At 69.5% G+C, this 20,975-nt stretch carries 17 protein-coding genes and 1 pseudogene; 13 read left to right on the plus strand and 5 right to left on the minus strand.

Annotated elements, in window-relative coordinates:
* Nucleotides 1-129: 129 nt before the first annotated feature.
* Nucleotides 130-528 (minus strand): HU family DNA-binding protein, encoded by a 399-nt coding sequence (locus tag NRY95_07465; protein ID UYC17782.1) that lies wholly within the window; start codon nucleotides 526-528, stop codon nucleotides 130-132.
* 683 nt (nucleotides 529-1,211) lie between these two features.
* Here NRY95_07465 and NRY95_07470 point away from each other — a divergent pair.
* Both NRY95_07470 and NRY95_07475 read left to right on the plus strand, forming a co-directional pair.
* A complete protein-coding gene (locus NRY95_07470; protein ID UYC17783.1) occupies nucleotides 1,212-1,643 on the plus strand; it encodes an OsmC family protein in 432 nt (143 codons plus the stop codon).
* Nucleotides 1,644-1,906: 263 nt separating this feature from the next.
* Nucleotides 1,907-2,530, plus strand: a complete 624-nt coding sequence (locus NRY95_07475) for a glycine zipper 2TM domain-containing protein (GenBank protein ID UYC17784.1) — start codon at nucleotides 1,907-1,909, stop codon at nucleotides 2,528-2,530.
* A 127-nt stretch (nucleotides 2,531-2,657) separates the two neighbouring features.
* Here the strand turns inward: NRY95_07475 and NRY95_07480 are convergent, their stop codons facing one another.
* On the minus strand, nucleotides 2,658-3,536 hold the full coding sequence (locus NRY95_07480; GenBank protein ID UYC17785.1) for a PhzF family phenazine biosynthesis protein: 879 nt from the start codon (nucleotides 3,534-3,536) through the stop codon (nucleotides 2,658-2,660).
* A 173-nt stretch (nucleotides 3,537-3,709) separates the two neighbouring features.
* Here NRY95_07480 and NRY95_07485 point away from each other — a divergent pair, with 173 nt between their 5' ends.
* The 4 genes from NRY95_07485 (at nucleotide 3,710) to NRY95_07500 (ending at nucleotide 10,063) form a co-directional block, all read left to right on the plus strand.
* Nucleotides 3,710-6,319, plus strand: coding sequence for a bifunctional aspartate kinase/diaminopimelate decarboxylase (locus NRY95_07485; GenBank protein UYC17786.1), 2,610 nt, complete (start codon nucleotides 3,710-3,712; stop codon nucleotides 6,317-6,319).
* A gap of 87 nt (nucleotides 6,320-6,406) precedes the next feature.
* The gene (locus NRY95_07490; protein UYC17787.1) at nucleotides 6,407-7,762 is read left to right on the plus strand and encodes an endonuclease domain-containing protein; all 1,356 of its coding nucleotides are present in this window, start codon (nucleotides 6,407-6,409) and stop codon (nucleotides 7,760-7,762) included.
* Entirely contained in the window at nucleotides 7,743-9,185 is a 1,443-nt protein-coding gene (murD, locus tag NRY95_07495; GenBank protein ID UYC17788.1) for a UDP-N-acetylmuramoyl-L-alanine--D-glutamate ligase, read from the plus strand. The genes NRY95_07490 and murD overlap by 20 nt, the downstream gene beginning before the upstream one ends.
* An 89-nt stretch (nucleotides 9,186-9,274) precedes the next feature.
* Complete coding sequence (locus NRY95_07500) at nucleotides 9,275-10,063, plus strand: dienelactone hydrolase family protein (protein UYC17789.1); 789 nt, start codon at nucleotides 9,275-9,277, stop codon at nucleotides 10,061-10,063.
* Between the two features lie 204 nt (nucleotides 10,064-10,267).
* On the opposite strand, the gene NRY95_07505 is transcribed toward NRY95_07500, so the two are convergent.
* The gene (locus NRY95_07505) at nucleotides 10,268-11,266 is read right to left on the minus strand and encodes a polyprenyl synthetase family protein (protein UYC17790.1); all 999 of its coding nucleotides are present in this window, start codon (nucleotides 11,264-11,266) and stop codon (nucleotides 10,268-10,270) included.
* A 193-nt stretch (nucleotides 11,267-11,459) separates the two neighbouring features.
* On the opposite strand from NRY95_07505, the gene NRY95_07510 reads away from it, so the two are divergent.
* Entirely contained in the window at nucleotides 11,460-11,972 is a 513-nt protein-coding gene (locus NRY95_07510; GenBank protein ID UYC17791.1) for a single-stranded DNA-binding protein, read from the plus strand.
* A 436-nt stretch (nucleotides 11,973-12,408) separates the two neighbouring features.
* On the opposite strand, the gene NRY95_07515 is transcribed toward NRY95_07510, so the two are convergent.
* Entirely contained in the window at nucleotides 12,409-13,089 is a 681-nt protein-coding gene (locus tag NRY95_07515; protein ID UYC17792.1) for a TetR/AcrR family transcriptional regulator, read from the minus strand.
* A 127-nt stretch (nucleotides 13,090-13,216) separates the two neighbouring features.
* Between NRY95_07515 and NRY95_07520 the strand changes: the two are divergent.
* The 5 genes and pseudogenes from NRY95_07520 (at nucleotide 13,217) to NRY95_07540 (ending at nucleotide 16,324) form a co-directional block, all read left to right on the plus strand.
* A pseudogene (locus NRY95_07520) lies at nucleotides 13,217-13,349 on the plus strand (hypothetical protein).
* 32 nt (nucleotides 13,350-13,381) lie between these two features.
* Nucleotides 13,382-13,714, plus strand: coding sequence for a lipid A deacylase LpxR family protein (locus NRY95_07525; GenBank protein ID UYC17793.1), 333 nt, complete (start codon nucleotides 13,382-13,384; stop codon nucleotides 13,712-13,714).
* Nucleotides 13,715-13,716: 2 nt separating this feature from the next.
* A complete protein-coding gene (locus tag NRY95_07530) occupies nucleotides 13,717-14,043 on the plus strand; it encodes a hypothetical protein (GenBank protein ID UYC17794.1) in 327 nt (108 codons plus the stop codon).
* Entirely contained in the window at nucleotides 14,016-14,342 is a 327-nt protein-coding gene (locus NRY95_07535) for a hypothetical protein (protein UYC18681.1), read from the plus strand. Before NRY95_07530 ends, NRY95_07535 begins: the two co-directional genes overlap by 28 nt.
* A 53-nt stretch (nucleotides 14,343-14,395) precedes the next feature.
* Complete coding sequence (locus tag NRY95_07540; protein ID UYC17795.1) at nucleotides 14,396-16,324, plus strand: S9 family peptidase; 1,929 nt, start codon at nucleotides 14,396-14,398, stop codon at nucleotides 16,322-16,324.
* Nucleotides 16,325-16,439: 115 nt separating this feature from the next.
* Here the strand turns inward: NRY95_07540 and NRY95_07545 are convergent, their stop codons facing one another.
* Nucleotides 16,440-18,206, minus strand: coding sequence for an oligopeptide:H+ symporter (locus NRY95_07545; protein ID UYC17796.1), 1,767 nt, complete (start codon nucleotides 18,204-18,206; stop codon nucleotides 16,440-16,442).
* Nucleotides 18,207-18,613: 407 nt separating this feature from the next.
* Between NRY95_07545 and NRY95_07550 the strand changes: the two genes are divergently transcribed.
* On the plus strand, nucleotides 18,614-20,572 hold the full coding sequence (locus NRY95_07550; protein UYC17797.1) for an oligopeptide transporter, OPT family: 1,959 nt from the start codon (nucleotides 18,614-18,616) through the stop codon (nucleotides 20,570-20,572).
* The last annotated feature ends 403 nt before the right edge of the window (nucleotides 20,573-20,975 follow it).

A 20,975-nucleotide genomic window follows, 5' to 3' on the forward strand; every position in this document is an offset into this window, starting at 1 on the left:
AGCGCCGGTATAGCCGGCGTCGCCTTAGCGGGCCGTCAATCCCGCTGCGGGCGGCGGCGAACGCGCAAAAAAAACGAGACGGCGCAGGCCGTCTCGTCAGGTGTGCTTGCCTGGATCAGGCGACGCTGCTCAGAGCGCGGCGTCCTTGAGCTTCTTCAGCGGGCGCACCTTCAGCTTGGTGGTGGCCGGCTTGGCGGCGAACCACTGCTCTTCCTTGGTGAACGGGTTGATGCCCTTGCGCTTCGGCTTGGCCGGCACGCTGACGGCGGTGATCTTGAGCAGGCCCGGCAGGGTGAACGAACCGGCGCCCTTCTTGCTGACCGAGCCGGCCACGGCGTGCTCGAGCGAGGCCATCACCGCGCGCACGTCCTTGGCGACGACGCCGCTGGCTTCGACGATGTGGGCGACCAGCGCGGACTTGCTCAGCGCTTCCTTGATCGGCTTGGGAGCGGCCGGCTTGGCGGCGGTCTTGGTGGCTACTTTCTTCGCTGCCTTTTTCGGGGCAGCCTTTTTCGCGGTCTTTGCCATGATGTCCTGATTCCGTAAACGAATGGTGGTTGGGTCGCGCCGACCCCGTCGGCATGGCGAAATGTAGGGCATGTGCTACGCCGCGCCAATAGGCAAACCGCAAAAAGACGCGGAAAACGCCCCGCGCCGCGTCTTTTTGCGCCGCAAGGGCGGATGTGGACAGGGAAAACGGCAGCGCGCCGGCGCTCGATGCTGCGTTGAAGCGTTCATGCCGAGCCGCGAACGGGCACGTCGCCACCGCCGCGCCGCCGCCATTCGCCTTGCTGGAATCCCGTGCGCGGGGCGCTTGTCCGGGCTGGTCCGGCGGACAGCGATCTCGCTCGCCGCGTCGCCATCCGCTTCCGATGCGCGCGACTGGGCGCGCACGATCCGTAGCGGGCGCAGTCGTTGCCGTGGAGGCGCAGGGGTGCGCCACCAGCCTGCCGTTGATGCCGACAGGACGTGGCGCATGCCGAGCTTGCCGCCCAGGCTTGGGCTGTCGACGTGTTCGCCAGGCTGGGCGACCGGCGGCGCCTGCGCTCGGACGATCGCCGGCGCCTGCGCAGGATCGATGCACTCCACTTCACAACGCCACCAGTGCCTGGATATGCGCATCGCCGGCGACCGACGCTGCACCGCACAAGGCCGTAACGCCCGCTGCTCTATCGTGCCTGCCTCATTCACTACCACTGCAGGAGTACCGCATGGGCATTTCGCGTCACGCCACCGCGCACTGGGAAGGCGATCTCAAGAATGGCAAGGGCCAGCTGAGCACGCCGCAGAGCGGATTGCTGGAAAACACCCGCTATGCCTTCAGCAGCCGCTTCGGCGACGAGAAGGGCACCAACCCGGAAGAGCTGATCGCCGCCGCGCATGCCGGCTGCTTCACCATGGCGCTGTCGGCCAAGCTCAGCGAGGCGGGTTTCCCGCCGACCGCGCTGGACACGCGCGCCGAGGTCGACCTGTCGATGGAAGGCGGTCCGCAGCTGTCGCAGATCCGGCTCAAGGTCAAGGCCGTGGTCCCGAACATCGAGGCCGCGCAGTTCCGCGCGCTGGCCGACGACGCCAAGCAGAACTGTCCGGTGTCCAAGGCACTGAGCGCGGTGCCGATCAGCCTGGAAGCGGAGCTGGGCTGAGCGCGCCGCCTGGCGCGTGTCGCCAGGCTCGCGGCGCAACACCCATCGAGCCGCGCCTGCACCAGTGGCAGGCGCGGCTTTTTTTGCGCAGTGCGTTGGGAGCGGTTTCAGCTGCGTCGCCTGCCGGGCCGGATGTCCGACCACCTCCGGCAACAGCTGTCGCCGCGCTAAACAGTCTCCGCCGAGCGGTCCCAATTCAGTCTTGTTTCACCGGCGCGGACCGAGCATGCGGTTGCGCGATCCACGCGCCTGGAACCTTCGACATGAACAAGCTCTCGACCCGTCTTCTGACCGCCGCGCTCGCCGTGGGCGTGGTCGGTTCCGCCGCTGCGCAGGACTACGGCCGCTACGACGACTATCGCGACCGCGGCTACCCGAGCAGCGGCAGCTACGAGTACGCGCGTGTGGTCCGCGCCGATCCGATCCTGGTGCACGTGCGCGGCCCGCGCGAGACCACCGAGCGCTGCTACGAACGTCCGGCCTCCGGCGGATATGTGGAGAACGGCTACGGCGGCGGCTACTACAACGGCAGCGACGGCTACCGCGGCACCGATGGCGGACGCAGCGCGGCCACGGTGGTCGGCGGCATCGCCGGTGCGCTGCTGGGCAGCCGCGTCGGCGGCGGCAGCGGGCGCTTCGTCGGCACCGCGGTCGGCACCATGGTCGGCGGCCTGGCCGGGCGCTCGATCTACGACAGCAATGCGCGGACCACGGTGCGGACCGGCTCGGTCAGCGTCTGCGAACCGGTCGCCTACCGCAACGACAGCTACGACCGGGTGGACGGCTACGACGTGACCTACGAGTACGGCGGCCGCTATTACCACACCCGCAGCGCGCAGCCGCCGGGCGACCGCATCCGCGTCCGAGTGGACGTGCTGCCCGACTGATCTGCACTGGGCGCCTCGGGTGAGGCGTCCGCGACAACCGGCCGTGGCCGCCTTGACGGCCGCGGCCGGTCAATGACTACCAAGGGCGCCTGTCGCTGCCGAGACCGACCTGCGCTTGGTCCGCAGCTCAGCGCCAGTCGATGGATCCGTCGATCACCGTCTGCACCTGGCCGCCGGACCAGACCTCGCCGGCGCTGTCCACGCTCAGGGTCAGCAAGGCATCGTGGCCGACCTCGCGGCCCTGGCTGGCCACGTAGCGGCCGTCGCGGCCGGGCAGGGCGGCGCGATGGTCCAGCCACGCCGCGAGCACCGCGTTGGCCGCGCCCGAGGCCGCGTCCTCGAAGCGGCGGCCGTTGCCGACGAACGCGCGCACCGCCAGGTCGTAGGCCTGGCCGATGGCCCGCGCATAGGCGAACACGCCCATGCTGGCGGTGCTTTCGGCCAGCGCGGCGATCGCCTCCCAGTCCGGCGCCAGGCCGCGCAGCGCGGCCTCGTCGGCGATGTCGACCAGCCACCAGCAGCGGCCGCCGTCCATGCGCACCGGCGGCTGCGCGCCCAGCGTCCAGCCGGCCAGCGCGGCGGCCAGGCGCGGATCGGCGGCGTCGGCGATTTCCGCCACCTGCGCGCGCGGGGTGCGGATCGCGATGCTGCGCACGCCGGCATCCACGTCCACGCGCAGCGGCAGCAGTCCGGCGATGCCCTCCTGCACCAGCACGCCGTCCTCGGGCGCGGCGATGCCGGCCTCCAGCACCGCATGCGCAGTGCCGACGCTGGGATGGCCGGCGAACGGGACTTCTTTCTGTGGACTGAACATGCGGATGCCGTAGCTGGCGCCCGGCTGCGTGGCCGGGAACACGAAGGTGGTCTCCGGCAGCCGCGTCCAGCGCGCGATCGCCTGCATGGCGGCGGCGTCCAGCCCCTGCGCGTCCAGCACCACGGCCAGCGGGTTGCCGGCGCCGGGGCGCGGGGAGAACACATCCAGTTGCAGGAAACGGCGCGTGGTCATGGCGGGGCACTCGAAGGCGGGGGCGCAGCTTAGCAATCGCGACGCGTGCGCGATGCGGGGCCGGCGCGTGGCGGGCTTGGCCGGCAAGCGCCAGGAGCGCTGTGCTTGGCATAGAATCGCAGGTTCCGCCCGGCGTTCCGGGCCTCTTTCCCTCCACCAGACCCCACAACGCAATGTCCTCTTCCCCCCACGTCGATCGTTGGATCGTCCTCAAGTTCGGCGGCACCTCGGTGTCGCGTCGTCATCGCTGGGACACGATCGGGAAGCTGGCGAAAAAACGCGCCGACGAGACCGGCGCGCGGGTGCTGGTGGTGGTGTCGGCGCTGTCGGGGGTGACCAACGAGCTGACCGCGATCGCCGACGGCAGCGCCGACAGCGCGCAGCGCGTGGCCGCGCTGGAGCAGCGCCACCGCGACTTCCTGGGCGAACTGGAACTGGACGCGGACAGCGTGCTCGGCGAGCGTCTGGCGGCGCTGCGCGGATTGCTCGATGACCCGCGCGCGGCCAGCCGCACGCTGGACTGGCAGGCCGAGGTGCTGGGCCAGGGCGAGTTGCTGTCCTCGACGCTGGGCGCGGCCTACCTGCGCGCCAGCGGCCTGGATGTCGGCTGGATGGACGCGCGCCAGTGGCTGCACGCGCTGCCGCCGCAGCCGAACCAGAGCGAGTGGTCCAAGCGCCTGTCGGTGTCGTGCCAGTGGCAGTCCGACAGCGCCTGGCGCGAACGTTTCGTCGCCCAGCCGGCGCGGATGCTGATCACCCAGGGCTTCATTTCGCGGCACCAGGACGGCGGCACCGCGATCCTCGGTCGTGGCGGTTCGGACACCTCGGCGGCTTACTTCGGCGCGCTGCTCGGTGCCAGACGGGTGGAGATCTGGACCGACGTGCCGGGCATGTTCAGCGCCAATCCGCGCGAAGTGCCCGATGCGCGCCTGCTGACCCGGCTGGATTATTACGAGGCGCAGGAAATCGCCACCACCGGCGCCAAGGTGCTGCATCCGCGCTCGATCAAGCCGTGCCGCGACGGCGGCGTGCCGATGGCGATCCTGGACACCGAGCGCCCCGAGCTGCCCGGCACCAGCATCGACGGCAACGCGCGCACCGTGCCCGGGGTCAAGGCGATCAGCCGCCGCAACGGCATCGTGCTGGTGTCGATGGAAGGCATCGGCATGTGGCAGCAGGTCGGCTTCCTGGCCGACGTGTTCGCGCGCTTCGCCAAGCACGGCCTGTCGGTGGACCTGATCGGTTCGGCCGAGACCAACGTCACCGTGTCGCTGGACCCGAGCGAGAACCTGGTCAACACCGACGTGCTGGCGGCGCTGTCGGCCGACCTGGCGGAGATCTGCCGGGTCAAGATCATCGTGCCGTGCGCGGCGATCACCCTGGTCGGGCGCGGCATGCGCTCGCTGCTGCACAAGCTCTCGGACGTGTGGGCCACGTTCGGCAAGGAGCGCGTGCACATGATCTCGCAGTCGTCCAACGACCTGAACCTGACCTTCGTCATCGACGAGGCCGATGCCGACGGCCTGCTGCCGATCCTGCACGCCGAACTGATCGACAGCGGCGCGATGCCGGTGGAGGAGACCGAGGTGTTCGGCCCGCGCTGGCGCGAGATCACCGGCAGCGTGCGTGCGCGGCCGACGCCGTGGTGGCATGCGCAGCGCGAGCGCCTGCTGCGCCTGGCCGACGCCGGCACGCCGCGCTATGTCTACCACCTGCCGACGCTGCGCGCGCGCGCCCGCGCGCTCAAGGCGATCGCGCCGATCGACCAGCGCTACTATGCGATCAAGGCCAATTCGCACCCGGCGATTCTCGAGGCGCTGGTCGCCGAGGATTTCGGCCTGGAATGCGTGTCGCACGGCGAACTGCGCCGGGTGTTCGACACCTTGCCGGAGCTGTCGCCGCGGCGCGTGCTGTTCACTCCCAGCTTCGCGCCCAAGGCCGAGTACGAAGCCGCGTTCGCGCTGGGCGTGACCGTCACCGTCGACAACGTCGAGCTGCTGCAGCGCTGGCCGGAGCTGTTCCGCGGCCGCAGCCTGTGGCTGCGCATCGACCTGGGCCATGGCGACGGCCACCACGAGAAGGTCAACACCGGCGGCAAGGCGTCCAAGTTCGGCCTGTCGGCGACGCGGGTGGACGAATTCGTCGAGGCCGCGCGCACGCTGGACATCCGCATCGTCGGCGTGCATGCGCACCTGGGCAGCGGCGTGGAGACGGCGCAGCACTGGCGGCGCATGTGCGACGAACTGGCCGGCTTCGCGCGCCGCATCGGCAGCGTGGAGGTCATCGACATCGGCGGCGGCCTGCCGATCGCCTACAGCGCCGACGACGAGCCGTTCGATCTGGACGCCTGGGCGCAGGGCCTGGCCGAGGTCAAGTCGGTGCACCCGGCGTTCCGCCTGGCGATCGAGCCGGGCCGCTATCTGGTCGCCGAATGCGGCGTGCTGCTGAGCCGCGCCACCCAGGTGATCGAGAAGGACGGCATCCGCCGGGTCGGCCTGGATGCGGGCATGAACGCGCTGATCCGCCCGGCGCTGTACGACGCCTGGCACGACGTGACCAACCTGAGCCGGCTCGAGCGCGACGCCGATGCGGTGTTCGATGTGGTCGGGCCGATCTGCGAATCCAGCGACGTGTTCGGCAAGCGCCGCCGCCTGCCGGCGGCCACCGCGGCGGACGACGTGATGCTGATCGCCGACGCCGGCGCCTACGGCTACGCGATGGCCAGCACCTACAACCAGCGCGAACTGCCGCGGGAGGACGTGATCGATGCGCCTGCCGCCTGAGACGCGCCTTCTTGCGCCGCCGCGCGCAGTGCAAGCGGCCCGCCGCGCTTCGGCGCGCATGCCGCGCCGCCCGCTTCCGGATATGCCATGACCGTTTTCGACAAACAGCAGATCACCACCTTCCGCTTCGTGCGCTGCGGGTTCGACGCCGACAGCGGCGTCGCGCGCCTGGTCTATGCCTTCGACCGGGGCCCGGAGCTGGTGGAGACGATCACCGTGCCCGGCGCGCCGTTCGCGCTGGATGCGGCACGCACGCAGGCGGTGAAGCGCGCGCTGCGCCTGTTGCACCTGATCGCCGGGGTCAGCTACTACAAGGCCGCGGTGCCGCCGCGGATCGAAATCGACGACTACGCGCTCGACGCCGGGACCGCGGCGCTGCTGGACAGCGTGTACCTGCACGGCCTGGGCGAGTTCGCCTACCGCAACGGGCTGGACCTGCGCGAGCGGATCCGCTTCCCGGCGACGGCGGTGGACGAGCAGGGCGCCGCGGCGCTGGGCCTGCGCGCGCACGCGCTGGTCGCGATCGGCGGTGGCAAGGATTCGTTGGTCAGCATCGAGGCCTTGCGCGCGGCCGGGGTGGAGCAGACCGTGGCCTGGATCGGCGGCTCGCAGCTGATCCGCGCCTGCGCCGAGCGCACTGCGCTGCCGACCTTGAACATCGGCCGCGCGCTGGCGCCGGAGCTGTTCGAACTGAACCGGCAGGGCGCGTGGAACGGGCATATCCCGGTGACCGCGGTGAACTCGGCGATCCTGGTGTTCGCCGCGCTGCTGCACGACGCCGGCCAGGTGGTGTTCTCCAACGAGCATTCGGCCAGCTACGGCAGCCAGATCGCCGGCACCGGCGAGGTCAATCATCAGTGGTCCAAGGGCTGGGCGTTCGAGCAGGCGTTCGGCGCGCACGTGCAGCGTTACGTGGCCGCGGACCTGCGCTACTACTCGCTGCTGCGCCCGCTGTCGGAGCTGGCGGTGGCGCGCCAGTTCGCCAGGAACGACCATTACGACGCGCATTTCTCCAGTTGCAACCGCAATTTCCACATCCTCGGCGAGCGCCCGGCGCACCGCTGGTGCGGGGTGTGCCCGAAGTGCCATTTCGTGTTCCTGGCGCTGGCCCCGTTCATGCCCAAGACGCGGCTGGTGCGGATCTTCGGCCGCAACCTGCTCGACGATGCGGCGCAGGCGCCGGGCTTCGATGCGTTGCTGGAATTCCAGGACCACAAGCCGTTCGAATGCGTCGGCGAGGGCCGCGAATCGCGCGCGGCGATGGCCACGCTGGCATCGCGCGCGGAATGGAAGGAGGACGCGCTGGTGGCGCGCTTCATCCGCGAGATCCAGCCGCAGCTGGAGGCCGGCGACCTGCGCGTGGAGCCGCTGCTGGCGCTGGACACGCAGCACCGCATTCCGGCCGAGCTGTGGGAACGCGTGCGTGCGAATTTCGCAGCTTGACGGTCTGCGCGTCGCGCTATGGGGCTGGGGCCGCGAGGGCAGGGCGGCGTATCGCGCGTTGCGCGGCGAGCGGGACTCGGGACTCGGGACTCGGGACTCGGCGGCGGCGCTGCCGCTGACGGTGTTCTGTTCGGTTGACGAAGCGGCTTCGCTGTCGGCGCTCGGGGATCCCGCGCTGCAGGTGGAAACCGAGGCCAGTGCCGAGCGCCTGGCCGCGTTCGATGTGGTGATCAAGTCGCCGGGGATCAGCCCGTACCGGCCCGAGGCGCAGGCCGCGGCGGCGCAAGGCACGCGCTTCATCGGCGGTACCGCGCTGTGGTTCGCCGAACGTGCGGACGCCGACGGCGTGGTGCCGGGCAGCGTCTGCATCACCGGCACCAAGGGCAAGAGCACCAGCACCGCATTGCTGGCGCACCTGCTGCGCGCCGGCGGCCACCGCACCGGGCTGGTCGGCAACATCGGCCTGCCGCTGCTGGAAGTGCTGGCGCCGCCGCAGCCGCCCGACTACTGGGCGATCGAACTGTCCAGTTACCAGACCGGCGACGTGGCGCGCAGCGGTGCGCGGCCGCAGCTGGCGCTGGTGCTGAACCTGTTCCCCGAACATCTGGACTGGCATGGCAGCCAGGCGCGTTATGTCGAGGACAAACTGGCGCTGGTGACCCGGGCGCGGCCGCGCACCGCGCTGCTCAACGCCGCCGATCCGCAGCTGGCGGCCTTGTCGCTGCCCGGCAGCGAGGTGCGCTGGTTCAATCGCGAAGACGGCTGGCACATGCGCGGCGATGTCGTGCATCGCGGCGACGTGGCGGTGTTCGACAGCGCGCGGGCGCCGCTGCCGGGCCGGCACAACCGCGGCAACCTGTGCGCGGTGCTGGCCGCGATCGAGGCGCTGGGCCTGGACGCGGCGGCGCTGGCGCCGGCCGCAGCGCAGTTCCGTCCGCTGCCGAACCGGCTGCAGACCTTGGGCGAGCGCGACGGCGTGGCCTACGTCAACGATTCGATCAGCACCACGCCGCACGCCACGCTGGCGGCGCTGGAGTGCTTCCGCGGGCGCCGCATCGCGCTGCTGGTCGGCGGTCACGATCGTGGCCTGGACTGGCAGGACTTCGCCATGGCGATGGCTCACGGCGCGCCGCTGGAGATCGTCACCATGGGCGGCAACGGTCCGCGCATCCACGCGCTGCTGGCGCCGCTGGCCGCCGCCGGCGGCTTCGGCCTGCACGCGGCCGCGGATCTGCCGGCCGCCGTGGCGCTGGCGCGCGAAGCGCTGGGCGAGGGCGAGGGCGGCGGCGTGGTGCTGCTGTCGCCGGGCGCGCCCAGCTTCGGCGCCTACCGCGACTACGTCGCGCGCGGCCGCCATTTCGCCGAACTGGCCGGGTTCGATCCGGAGGCGATCAGCGCGATCCCGGGGCTGGGCATCGCCTGATCTGGGGGCTTTGCGCATTGAGCTGGCGCGCACGCCGCATGACCGCCGCTGCGCTTAGACTGCCGGCTGGTTCCGATGGGAGAGAGGCGATGCGCACTCGTTCGATGCGGTGGATCGGCCTGCTGGCCCTGGCGCTGCCGTTGCCGGCGCTGGCCGCGATGCAGGCCAAGCCGGTGGAATGGAAGGTCGGCAAGGACAGCTTCAGCGGCGTGCTGGTCTACGACGATGAAGACAACGACAAGCGCCCGGGCCTGGTGATGGTGCCGAACTGGCGCGGGGTCAACGCGTCGGCGATCGAAAAGGCCAAGCAGCTCGCCGGCGACGATTACGTGGTGCTGCTGGCCGACGTCTACGGCAAGGGCAAGCGTCCGGCCAACGATGCCGAGGCCGGGCAGTTCGCCGGTGCGCTGAAGAAGGATCCGGCGACGCTGCGCGCGCGTGCATCGAAGGCGGTCGAGGTGCTGAAGGCGCAGGCCGGCAAGGCGCCGCTGGACGCCTCGCGGATCGGCGCGGTCGGCTTCTGCTTCGGCGGCACCACGGTGCTGGAACTGGTCCGCGCCGGTGCGCCGCTGGCGGGCGTGGTCAGCCTGCACGGCGGCCTGGCCACGCCGTCGCCGGCCGCCGCAGGCAGCGCCAAGACGCCGCTGCTGGTGCTCAACGGCGCCGACGACAAGAGCGTGAGCCGCGACGACATCGCCGCCTTCGAGCAGGAAATGAACGGCGCCGGCGCCGACTGGCAGTTCGTCAACTTCAGCGGCGCGGTGCATTGCTTCGCCGAGGCCGACGCCAACAGCCCGCCGGGCTGCCAATACAATCCGCGCGCGGCCAAGCGTGCCTATCGCATGCTGCACGATTTCTTTGATGAGCGATGGGATTAGGGATTCGGGATTCGCAAAAGCGGCAGGTCTGCGCTTTACGAATCCCAACCCTGTCAGGGCACGCGCGCGCGTCGGATCAGCGCTTAAGTTCGACTGCGGAGCAAGCGTTTCAGAACCATGGGGATTCGCAGAAGCCGCATCGCCGCTTCTGCGAATCCCCAATCCCCAATCCCCAATCCCGTCCGGCGCGCGCAGCGCGCCGGATCAATGCCTGCGTTCCACCGCGTAACGCGCCAATCCGCGCAGCGCGGCCACCGCCTCGCTTTCCGGCAGGCCGTCCAGCGCGCGTTCGGCGGCGGCGGCGTATTCGGCGGCGCGGCGCCGGCTGTAGTCGAGCCCGCCGCTGGCCTGGATCGCCGCCAGCACTTCCGGCATCGCGTCGGCATCGCCTTGTTCGACGATATGGCGCAGGCGCTGGCGGGTGGCGTCGTCGGCGTGCGCCATCGCGTGGATCAGCGGCAGGGTGGCCTTGCCTTCGGCCAGGTCGTCGCCCAGGTTCTTGCCCAGGTCGGTGGCATCGGCGGTGTAGTCGAGCACGTCGTCGGCGATCTGGAACGCATAGCCCAGGTGCATGCCGTAGTCGTACAGGCGCTGCTGCACCTCTTCGGACGCGCCCGAGGCCATCGCCCCGAGCCGGGTGCCGGCGGCGAACAGCACCGCGGTCTTGCGCTCGATCACGCGCAGGTAGGCGGCCTCGTCGGTATCCGGGTTGTGCACGTGCAGCAGCTGCAGCACTTCGCCCTCGGCGATGCGGTTGGTGGTGTCGGCGAGCAGCCGCATCACCTGCATGCTGTCCAGTTCGACCATCAGCTGGAAGCTGCGCGAGTACAGGAAGTCGCCGACCAGGACGCTGGGCGCGTTACCCCACAGCGCGTTGGCGGTACTGCGGCCGCGGCGCAGGTCCGATTCGTCGACCACGTCGTCGTGCAGCAGGGTCGAGGTGTGGATGAACTCGACGATCACCGCCAGCTGGTGGTGCATCGGCCCGCCGCCGCCGCAGGCGCGCCCGGCCAGCATCACCAGCATCGGCCGCAGGCGCTTGCCGCCGGCGGAGACGATGTGCTCGGCGATCTGGTTGATCAGCACCACGTCCGACGCCAGACGGCGGCGGATCAGGGCATCGGCGGCGCTCATGTCGGGCGCGGCCAGCGCCTGGATCTGAGGCAGCCCCAGGGCGGGGCGGAGGTCTTCGGCGAGGCTCATGCGGTCGGACTAGGAGGAATGCAGGGATTATAGGCCCCCCGGTGCGGGCAAGTCCTACGCCTGAACCGGGGTCGGGCTGATATCCGCCGCCAGCCCGGTATAATTCACTGTCTATGCCCGTTCCCGAACGGGCAACCCTATCCGACATGCCCGCGCCCGAGCGGGTTCACCACCCCCCGAACGGAAGAATTCCATGGCCCGCGGCATCAACAAAGTCATCCTCGTCGGCAACCTCGGCAACGATCCCGACACCAAGTACACCCAGGCCGGCATGGCGATCACCCGCATCAGCCTGGCCACCACCAGCGTGCGCAAGGACAAGGACGGCAACCAGCAGGAGCGTACCGAGTGGCACCGCGTGGTGTTCTTCGGCAAGCTCGGCGAGATCGCCGGCGAGTACCTGCGCAAGGGCAGCTCGGTCTACGTCGAGGGCTCGATCCGCTACGACAAGTACACCGGCCAGGACGGCGTGGAGAAGTATTCCACCGACATCGTCGCCGACGAGATGCAGATGCTGGGCGGTCGCGAAGGCGGCGGCGGTGGTGCCGGCATGGGCGGCGATCGTCCGCAGCGTTCGGCACCGCCGCGCCAGGAGCGCCCGAACCAGGGCGGCGGCGGGCAGGACTACGCGCCGCGCCGCCAGCAGCCGGCCCCGCCGCAGTCCGCACCGATGGACGATTTCGCGGACGACGATATTCCGTTCTGAGAATATTCCGCGGCATGCGGTACGCACACCGTTCGACAGGAGGGCCCGCTTTGGCGGGCCTTCTTCGTTTCGTTGGCCCGGTTGAGCGGTAGCGGCGGTGCACGCAGGGCCGTCCTGCGTTGGCGCGGACCGGTGTCGCGTCCGGATCAGGCGTCCATGCGGCAGTCGTGGCAATGGATGGAAAGTCTGCAGTGCAACCATCGCGCATTCGACTGCAGCATGCGGGCGTTGCGTTCGCGCAATATAGGGACCGTGCCTGATGGGGGCCGTGCCTGGCTGGACCACGCCGAACGACGCGGTGCAGTCCAGAGAGTATTCGGCGACTGCTCACATGTGGACGCGGGGCAAGCCCAATCGCAGTCACGTTCGCGCCCGTGCGACTCCGCTGTCCGCGCTGCAGCGGAGGACCTCTTTCCCGATTCGGTCGGGTCTGCGCTCAGGCGCGCACGCGCTTGCGCGCCGTGGATTTGCCTGGCGCATGCGCCGCGGCACTGGCTGCCTGCCGCGGCGCGGCGCCGAGCAGGAACAGCTCGACCGCGCGTTCCACCATCTTGCGCACGGCCGAGGGCGGCAGCGGTGGCGGATCGCGCTGGTAGATGCGCACTTCCACTTCCGCGGTGAGCAGCGCCAGGAAATGCAGGGCGGCGATGGTCGGGTCGCTCCTGCCCAGTTCGCCGCGCGCCATCGCCGCTTCCAGCACCGCGGCCACCGCCACCACCGATTCGCTGGGACCGGCCTGGTAGAACAGCTGGCCGACCTCGGAGCGGCCCGCTTCGGCCACCACCATGCGGTAGACCGCGATGGCGAGCGCATCGTTGCTGACCACCTGCAGCATGCATTCGCCGAAGTGCAGCAGCATCGAGTGCAGGTCGGTCTCGCCGGCGAGGGGCGCCTGCAGGCGCCGGATCGCGTCGGACAGATGCGCGGTCGCGGCGGCGCGGACCACGGCGCTGAACAGGTCTTCCTTGGACGCGAAATAGCCGTACAGGGTGGCCTTGGAGCCGCCCAGCCGTTTCGCCAGTTCGTTCATCGAGGCGCGCTCGTAGCCCAGTTCCTGGAACAGTTTCGTCGCGGCCTCGACGATGGCTTCGCGTCGGGCCTCGGTTCGAACCTTCATTGCGCCTCCTAAAGTGAACCCAACTGTACATTTTTCTGGACAGCAGGGAAAATCTCTTCAAATAATAAACAGTACGGTATGGTTTTATTATGGGCCGACGATGCGTCGGCCAGCAACCGGCCGCAGCGCGTACCACGTGGTGCAGTCGATCCGCGGCAAGCAAGGCGCCTTGTCCGGTTCGGTCAGCTACGCGGTGGAGGTCTAACGCCAGCAACAATCGCCTGCTCGGCGCCTGCGGCCATGCCGGCGCCGGCGTCGGCAATTTCGCCCGCTACGCCAACGCCGGATGCGAATGGCGACGGGGCAAGCGCTTGCCGGACGATTCGGCCGCAATCCGTTGCGCCCGGCCGGCGAGCACAGCGCGATGGCCGCGGCCGGATGGGCCGCGGCCGTGGGCATGGCATCTGTTCGTCGGCATCGACGCGCATTGGATGGGGCAAGAACTGACGCTGCAAGGGCAGTCCGGGCAGCGAATCGATCCGCGCCCCTGGGTGGGCGCCTCGCGGCCGGTGCAGCGCCGATGCGCGGCCGTTGGCGGGCGACGCTGGCGCAGTATCGGCGCACCCGCGAATTCGATCAGCAGCGCGAGCCGGCGGTGTCCGGCAGCCTCAGCCGCGCGTTCTAGCCATGGCCGTGCTCTGCCGGGAGGCAACCAGGATGCGCGGTCGGCAGCAGGATCGCGTGCTGCCGACCGATGGCTTCGGCTATCTGGGGCGCTGGATCGTCGTCGCACTGTTGCGCGACGGTTACCGCGTGTGTGCGGCGGTGGTCGATCCGCGCTGGGAAGCGGAGATTCGCGGCGCGATCGCGCTGCACGCCAGCGCCGCCGACCGACTGGAGATTGTCGCCGCCGATGTCCGCTGCGACGCCGGCCGGGACCGCGCGATTGCCGGCTGTGCGTTCGTGCTGCACAACGCCGCGAGCGCATGCCCACGCGTGTGGCGTCCGGGCTGAGCGTGTGTCTGAACCGGCTGTTCGACACCGGCCTGCAGCGCCTCGCGCCGGAGCTGTGCCACTGCCGCGACTGCGACATGGCCAAGGCGACGCGGGTGCTCGGTTGGTCGCCGCGTCCTGTGCGCGACGGCCTGATCGATACGGCCGGAAGCCTGATGCTGGCGGGGCAGGTGTCGGGTTTTCGCCGGCACCGATGTCTTGCACCGGACGCGGGCAGCGTGGCCGCGTCCACCGCGTATGTGCTGTATTACACTCCGCTGCGCAAGCCAAACCAACACGGATACGGGGGATCAGGATGAGCGGGAGACTGGGGGCAGTCGCGTTGTGCTGTTTGCTGGGGATGGGAGTGGGAATGGGAAGCGCGCAAGCGCAGGTGGATCTGGGGCCGTTCCTGATGAAGGAACAGGTCGGCGAGCTGAAGCTGTCGCCGACCGGCGAGTATTACGCGGCCACCGTGCCGCTGGCGGACCGCACCGCGCTGGCGATGATGCGCCGCTCCGACAACAAGATCGTCGGCAGTTTCTCGATGGAGAAGAATACCCATGTCTCCGATTTCGAGTGGGTCAACGATACGCGCGTGCTGTTCAGCATGGCGCAGAAGATGGGTGAGCGGGATCAGCCGTGGGGGACTGGGGAACTGTTCGCGATCAACGCAGACGGCGGTGCGGCGGAGCTGTTGGTGGGTCAGCGCGTCACTGGCAATGGGCCGGGCACGCTGATCCAGACCAAGAAGGTGGAGAAGGTCATCGCGGAGTGGGTCGGCCCGCTGCCCGGCGACGACCACAACGTCATCATCAAGGCGCGACCGTTCAGCGTCACCCAGGATCCGTACAGCCGCACCGAAGTCCTCGACGTTTACAGCGGTCGCCGTCATCTGCTGACGGGGTCGCCGAAGGTGCGCGGGGCCGATTTCTACAGCGACGAGCAAGGCAAGGTGCGTTTTGCCTGGGGCGCCGATGCGGACCGAGTGAGCAAGCTGTTCTACCGCGACGCGCAGGGCGGCGACTGGCGCCTGCTCAACGACCAGAACCTCAGCCATCACGCCGAATGGCCGATCGGCTTTTCCGAAGATGGGCGCACCGCGTATCTGCGGGTCCAGCAGGACAAGGGCAGCGACGCGATCGTGGCCTGGAACGTGGACAGCAACGAACGCAAGGTGGTGTCGCGCGATGCCCTGGCCGATCCGTACCGGGTCATATACCGCCACGGCACCCGGATCCCGGTAGGTATCGAGGTGTTGGCCGACAAGCCGCGCAGCCTGTTCTTCGACCCGGCCTCGCCCGAGGCCAAGACCCAGCGCTCGCTGGAGGCGGCGTTCCCGGGGCAGGCGGTGTACGTGACCTCCAGCACCCGCGATGGCCGGCTCAACCTGGTGCAGGTGCAATCCGGGCGCAATCCGGGAGAGTTCTACCTGTTCGACACCGTGGCGAAGAAGGCGGATTTCGCATTCGCCAGCCGTGCCGCGTTGCAGCCCGCCAAGCTGGCCGAGGTGCGGCCGATCGCATTGCAGGCGCGCGACGGTCTGCCGTTGCACGGCTTCGTGACCCTGCCTGCGGCGGCTGCGTCCGGCAAGCTGCCCATGGTGGTGATGCCGCATGGAGGCCCATTCGGCGAGTTCGACAACGGCATGTTCGACCAGGATGCGCAGATTCTGGCCAGCGCCGGTTACGCGGTGCTGCAGGTCAACTACCGCGGCTCCTCCAATTACGGTCGTGACTTCCTGTACGCCGGCGGCGGGGAATGGGGCGGTGCGATGCAGGACGACGTGACCGACGCCACGCGTTGGGCGATCGCCCAGGGCATCGCCGATCCCGCACGCATCTGCATGTACGGTGCCAGTTACGGTGCCTATGCGTCGCTGATGGGGGTGGCCAAGGAACCGACGCTGTACCGCTGCGCGGCCGGTTATGTCGGCGTCTACGATCTGCCGATGCTGTACGTCAGAGGCGATACCCAGCAGCGCGACTCCGGCAGGACGTTTTTGCGCGAATGGGTCGGATCGAGCGACGAACTGGCCGTGGTGTCGCCGGTCAATCTCGCCGACAAGATCAAGGTGCCGGTGTTCCTCGCTGCCGGCGGCGAAGACGAGCGCGCACCCATCCAGCATTCGAAAAAGATGGAAGCGGCGCTGAAGAAGGCCGGGGTGCCGGTGCAGACGCTGTACGTCCCCACCGAGGGCCACGGTTTCTATACAGAGGAACACCGCCGTGAGTTCTACACCAGGCTGCTGGCGTTCCTGAGCCGCTCGCTTGGCGGTGCGCAGGCTGCGCCTGCGCGCTAGTCCCACGGAGCCGGTGCGCGGCCGCGCATCAGCGCTCGCACGCCACGAAGGCCAACCCGCGGCCCGACGCCCGGTCGGGCCGCGCCCCACGCGTAGCGGCGATGGGGCCGGATGCTCAGCGCACCCCGTGCATCATCCGCCGCAACAACGGCGCGGCGAGAAAGGCCAGCACCGCGCAGCCCAGGCCGATCCACAGCATCAGCCAGAACAGGTGCGCGTACTTGGCGGCGGCGTCGGCGACGTTCAGCGCTTCGCCTTCCGGTACGTCGATCGCGGCCAGCTTGCCGAACAGCGCGGCCAGCGCTTCGGAGAAGGCGGTGGCCAGGAACCAGGTGCCCATCATCAGGCTGACCACGCGCGGCACCGCGAGCTGGGTCACCGCCGACAGGCCGACCGGCGACAGGCACATCTCGCCGGCTTCCAGCACCAGGTAGGCCAGCACCAGCCACCACACGCTGGCCATCTGCCCGCTGGCGCCGACCTGCTGCGCGGCCAGCGCCAGCGGCACGAACGACAGGCCGGCCAGCAGCAGGCCCATCGCCGACTTGGCCGGCTTGGACGGCTCCAGGCCGCGCCGTTCCAGCCATGCCCACAGCGCGGCGAACAGCGGCGCCAGCAGTACCAGGAACAGCGCGCCCAGGTAGGTCAGCGAACCGGCGGTCTGCGGCAGCACCAGGCAGTCGCGGACCAGGAGCAGCAGCATCAGCACGCTGACCGCGACGAACAGCAGGCGCGGCGCGGCCGAGGTCGGGGTGCGGTCGGACAGCGATGCCGCGGCGACGAAGCCCAGCGGCGCCAGCAGCAACGAAGCGATCGACCACGGCAGCGGCGTGCCAGCGCGGATCACCAGCGACGGCACGATGTCCTTGGTCATCAGCCGGTCGGTGAAGGTGACCCAGGAGCCATAGGTCTGCTCGTACAGGGTGAAGTACACCAGCGCCATCGCGATCAGCACCATCAGCGCGATCATCTGCTGGCGCTGTACCGGCGTGCATCGGGTGCCGGTGAACCAGGCGAACCACAGCAGCACGCCGCCGAGCACCACCAGCATCAGCAGCAAGGCCAGCGAGATCTCGCCGCCCAGGCTGAAGGCGCCGTTGGCCGCGGCCCACATCAGCCAGGCCACCGGCAGCACGCCGAGCACCGCCACCAGATAGATCGCCCATTCGCGCGGCAACCCGGCCACGCGCTGGCGCAGCAGCGCCGGTTGCGCCGGCTCGGCATGGCCGTGCAGGTATTTCTGGCCCCACAGGAACATGCCCAGGCCGAGCAGCATGCCGATCCCGGCCGCGCCGAAACCGTAGCGCCAGCCGTAGGCTTCGCCGAGGAAGCCGCACACCAGCGAGGCGAACAGCGCGCCGAGGTTGATGCCGGCGTAGAACAGCGAGAAGCCGGAGTCGCGGCGCGGATCGTCCTGGGCATACAGCTTGCCGACGATGGTGGAAATGTTGGGCTTGAGGAAGCCCACGCCCATGATGATCAGCGCCAGCGACAGGTAGGTCACGCCCAGCGACGCGGTGTCGCGTACGATTTCGCCATCGACCCGCGTGGCGGCGTGGCCTTCGAAGGCCATGCCGACGTGGCCGAGCACCAGCAGGATGCCGCCGAACACCACCGCCTTGCGCATGCCCAGCCAGCGGTCGGCGAGCAGGCCGCCGATCACCGGCACGCAGTACACCAGGCCGCCATAGGCGCCGAGCAGGTCGAGTCCGGCCTTGTCGCCGAACAGGTGGTACTTGGTCAGGTACAGCAGCAACAGCGCCTTCATCCCGTAGAAGGAGAAGCGCTCCCACATCTCGGTGAAGAAGCAGACGTACACGCCCTTGGGATGGCCGAGGAAATCGTCGCGCGCGTCGCGGGCGGGGAGGGCGGTGGCGGACACGGCTGGCCTGGGGCGGGAAGGGCAGCGGCGGAGTATAGGCGTGCCGGCGGGGCTTGGCTGAGTCGCCGCAGCGTGGCGTTATTCGGGAGGCGGTTCCTTCTCCCATCGGGACCATGGCCCCCTTTTCTGGGGAAGGTGCCCCGCAGGGGCGGATGAGGGTGCGCGCGCAGCCTCGTGGGATCGAAACAGTGCGAGGCTTCGCCCCGTACCCTCACCCCAACCCCTCTCCCGGTGGGAGAGGGGCCGACCATCGGCCGCCGGGGTGCCGCTGCAGTTGCGAATCCCCAATCCCCTAATCCCAAATCCCCGCCTCCCAGGCATGTGCCACAAGCTGGGCGCCGGGATGCTGGACTTGCCCAGCCCCAGACGCTAGCGTGGAAAACGTTTTTGTCGTTTCAGGGGTAACCATGAACAACGCTGCTGCGCCGCGTCAGCTCACCTTCCGCGCGGTCGTGCTGGCGATCGTGCTGGCCGTCGTGCTGTCGGCCGCCAACGCCTACCTGGGGCTGTTCGCCGGCCTGACCATCGCCACCGCGATCCCGGCGGCGGTGGTGTCGATGGGCGTGCTGCGCCTGCTCGGCGGCGGCAGCATCCTGGAGAACAACATCGTACAGACCGGCGCCTCGGCCGGTTCGTCGATCGCGGCCGGGGTGATCTTCACCATCCCGGCGCTGGTGATCATGGGCTACTGGCCGGACTTCAAGTACTGGTGGGTGCTCGGCATCGCCGGCATGGGCGGCCTGCTCGGGGTGCTGTTCTCGGTGCCGCTGCGGCGCTCGATGATCGTCGAGGATCCGCTGCCGTTCCCCGAGGGCAAGGCCGCGGCCGAAGTGCTCAAGGCCGGCGAGAATCCCGGGCCCGGGCTGAAGATCCTGGCGCTGTCGGCGAGCATCGGCGGACTGGTCAAGCTGGCCGCGGCCAGCGGCCTGAAAGTGATTCCGGATACCTGGGCGCAGGCCACCTACCTGGGCAGCAGCAAGCTGGTCGGCTACGTCGGCACCAACCTGTCGCCGGCACTGCTCGGCGTCGGCTATATCGTCGGGCTCAACGTCGGCATCGTGGTGCTGTCCGGCTCGATCCTGTCCTGGCACATCGCCATTCCGCTGTACCAGCAGTTCTTCATGGGCTCGGACCCGGCGCTGGCGCAGAGCCTGGCCAGCGCGCCGGCGGCCGAGGCCGCGTTCGCCATCTGGGCGGCCAAGGTGCGCTACCTGGGCGTGGGCGCGATGCTGATCGGCGGCGTATGGACGCTGTTCTCGCTGCGCAAGTCGCTGCTGTCCGGGGTCAGGAGCGGCTTCGCCGCCGCGCGCAAGAGCACCGCCGGCACGGTGGTGGCCGAGACCGACCGCGACCTGCCGATGAAGTGGATGCTGGTCGCCTTGCTGCTGTGCACGCTGCCGCTGCTGGGCCTGTACCAGGCGATCGTCGGCCAGTGGCACGTCAGCATCCCGATGACCTTGATCATGATCGTCGCCGGCTTCCTGTTCGTGTCGGTGTCCGGCTACCTGGCCGGGCTGATCGGCTCGTCGAACAATCCGGTGTCGGGCATCACCATCTCCACCATCCTGTTCGCCTCGGCGGTGCTGGTGCTGCTGCTCGGGCGCGACTCGCCGATCGGCGCGGTCGCCGCGATCATGATCGGCGCAGTGGTGTGCTGCGCTGCAGCGGTAGGCGGCGACAACCTGCAGGATCTGAAGGCCGGTTACCTGGTCGGCGCCACGCCGTGGAAGCAGCAGTTGATGCTGGCCATCGGCGCATTCTCCTGCGCGCTGATCATGGCGCCGGTGCTGAACCTGCTGGCCCAGGCCTACGGCATCGGCGCGGCGACGCCGGAGCATCCGAACTCGCTGGCGGCGCCGCAGGCGACGCTGATGGCGTCGGTGGCCAAGGGCCTGTTCGGCGGCGAACTGCCGTGGACGATGATCGCCATCGGCGCCGGCGTCGGTGCGGCGATCATCGCCCTGGACGAATGGCTCAAGCGCAGCGGCAAGCGTTTCCGCGTGCCGGTGCTGGCCGCGGCGATCGGCATCTACCTGCCGCTGGAACTGATGGTGCCGATCTTCCTCGGCGGGCTGATCACCCATCTGGTCGAGCGCTTCCACAGGATCCGCGCCGACGACGAGGAAGGCCGCGACCGTGTGCACCGTCCGGGCACGCTGTTCGCCGCCGGCCTGATCACCGGCGAAGCGCTGATGGGCATCGCCATCGCGGTGCCGATCGTGGTCTCCGGCCACGCCGACGTGCTGGCGCTGCCGGAAGCGTTCCATCTGAATCAGTGGTACGGCCTGGTCCTGCTCGCCTTCGTCGGCTGGCTGCTGTACCGCACCGGCTACAAGGGCGAACCGACGGCGCCGCCGTCCGCGTAAGCACGCGCACACGCAGCCCAGCAATGCACGAAGCCCGGCCACGCGCCGGGCTTCGTTTTTTTATGGCGGCGGCACGTGGCGTGCGATGCGTTTGTTTGCCGGCTTGCGCGCAAAAAAAGCTGCGTCGGTCGCGGCCGCACACAGCCGCTGCGGTACGACGCCAGCACCGCCTCCAATCCGCTGCCGCAGCAGCCCTGCACGGAAAGACAGCGGCGCCGCACTCCTGCGAATCCCCAATCCCGAATCCCCAATCCCGGCCCCTCCATGTGTTTGCCGGCTTGCGCACAAATAAAGCCGCATCCGTCGCGGCCGCACACAGCCGCTGCGGTACGACGCCAGCACCGCCTCCAATCCGCTGCCGCAGCAGCCCTGCACGGAAAGACAGCGGCGCCGCGCTCCTGCC

The sequence above is a fragment of the Xanthomonas campestris pv. phormiicola genome, from assembly GCA_025666215.1.
Lineage (GTDB): Bacteria > Pseudomonadota > Gammaproteobacteria > Xanthomonadales > Xanthomonadaceae > Xanthomonas_A > Xanthomonas_A campestris_A.

Bases quoted from the DNA above. Each gene is read 5' to 3' on its own strand.
- NRY95_07465 (UYC17782.1), bottom strand. From the start codon at position 528: ATGGCAAAGACCGCGAAAAAGGCTGCCCCGAAAAAGGCAGCGAAGAAA.
- NRY95_07470 (UYC17783.1), top strand. From the start codon at position 1,212: ATGGGCATTTCGCGTCACGCCACCGCGCACTGGGAAGGCGATCTCAAG.
- NRY95_07475 (UYC17784.1), top strand. From the start codon at position 1,907: ATGAACAAGCTCTCGACCCGTCTTCTGACCGCCGCGCTCGCCGTGGGC.
- NRY95_07480 (UYC17785.1), bottom strand. From the start codon at position 3,536: ATGACCACGCGCCGTTTCCTGCAACTGGATGTGTTCTCCCCGCGCCCC.
- NRY95_07485 (UYC17786.1), top strand. From the start codon at position 3,710: ATGTCCTCTTCCCCCCACGTCGATCGTTGGATCGTCCTCAAGTTCGGC.
- NRY95_07490 (UYC17787.1), top strand. From the start codon at position 6,407: ATGACCGTTTTCGACAAACAGCAGATCACCACCTTCCGCTTCGTGCGC.
- NRY95_07500 (UYC17789.1), top strand. From the start codon at position 9,275: ATGCGCACTCGTTCGATGCGGTGGATCGGCCTGCTGGCCCTGGCGCTG.
- NRY95_07505 (UYC17790.1), bottom strand. From the start codon at position 11,266: ATGAGCCTCGCCGAAGACCTCCGCCCCGCCCTGGGGCTGCCTCAGATC.
- NRY95_07510 (UYC17791.1), top strand. From the start codon at position 11,460: ATGGCCCGCGGCATCAACAAAGTCATCCTCGTCGGCAACCTCGGCAAC.
- NRY95_07515 (UYC17792.1), bottom strand. From the start codon at position 13,089: ATGAAGGTTCGAACCGAGGCCCGACGCGAAGCCATCGTCGAGGCCGCG.
- NRY95_07525 (UYC17793.1), top strand. From the start codon at position 13,382: ATGGCGACGGGGCAAGCGCTTGCCGGACGATTCGGCCGCAATCCGTTG.
- NRY95_07530 (UYC17794.1), top strand. From the start codon at position 13,717: ATGGCCGTGCTCTGCCGGGAGGCAACCAGGATGCGCGGTCGGCAGCAG.
- NRY95_07535 (UYC18681.1), top strand. From the start codon at position 14,016: ATGCCCACGCGTGTGGCGTCCGGGCTGAGCGTGTGTCTGAACCGGCTG.
- NRY95_07540 (UYC17795.1), top strand. From the start codon at position 14,396: ATGGGAAGCGCGCAAGCGCAGGTGGATCTGGGGCCGTTCCTGATGAAG.
- NRY95_07550 (UYC17797.1), top strand. From the start codon at position 18,614: ATGAACAACGCTGCTGCGCCGCGTCAGCTCACCTTCCGCGCGGTCGTG.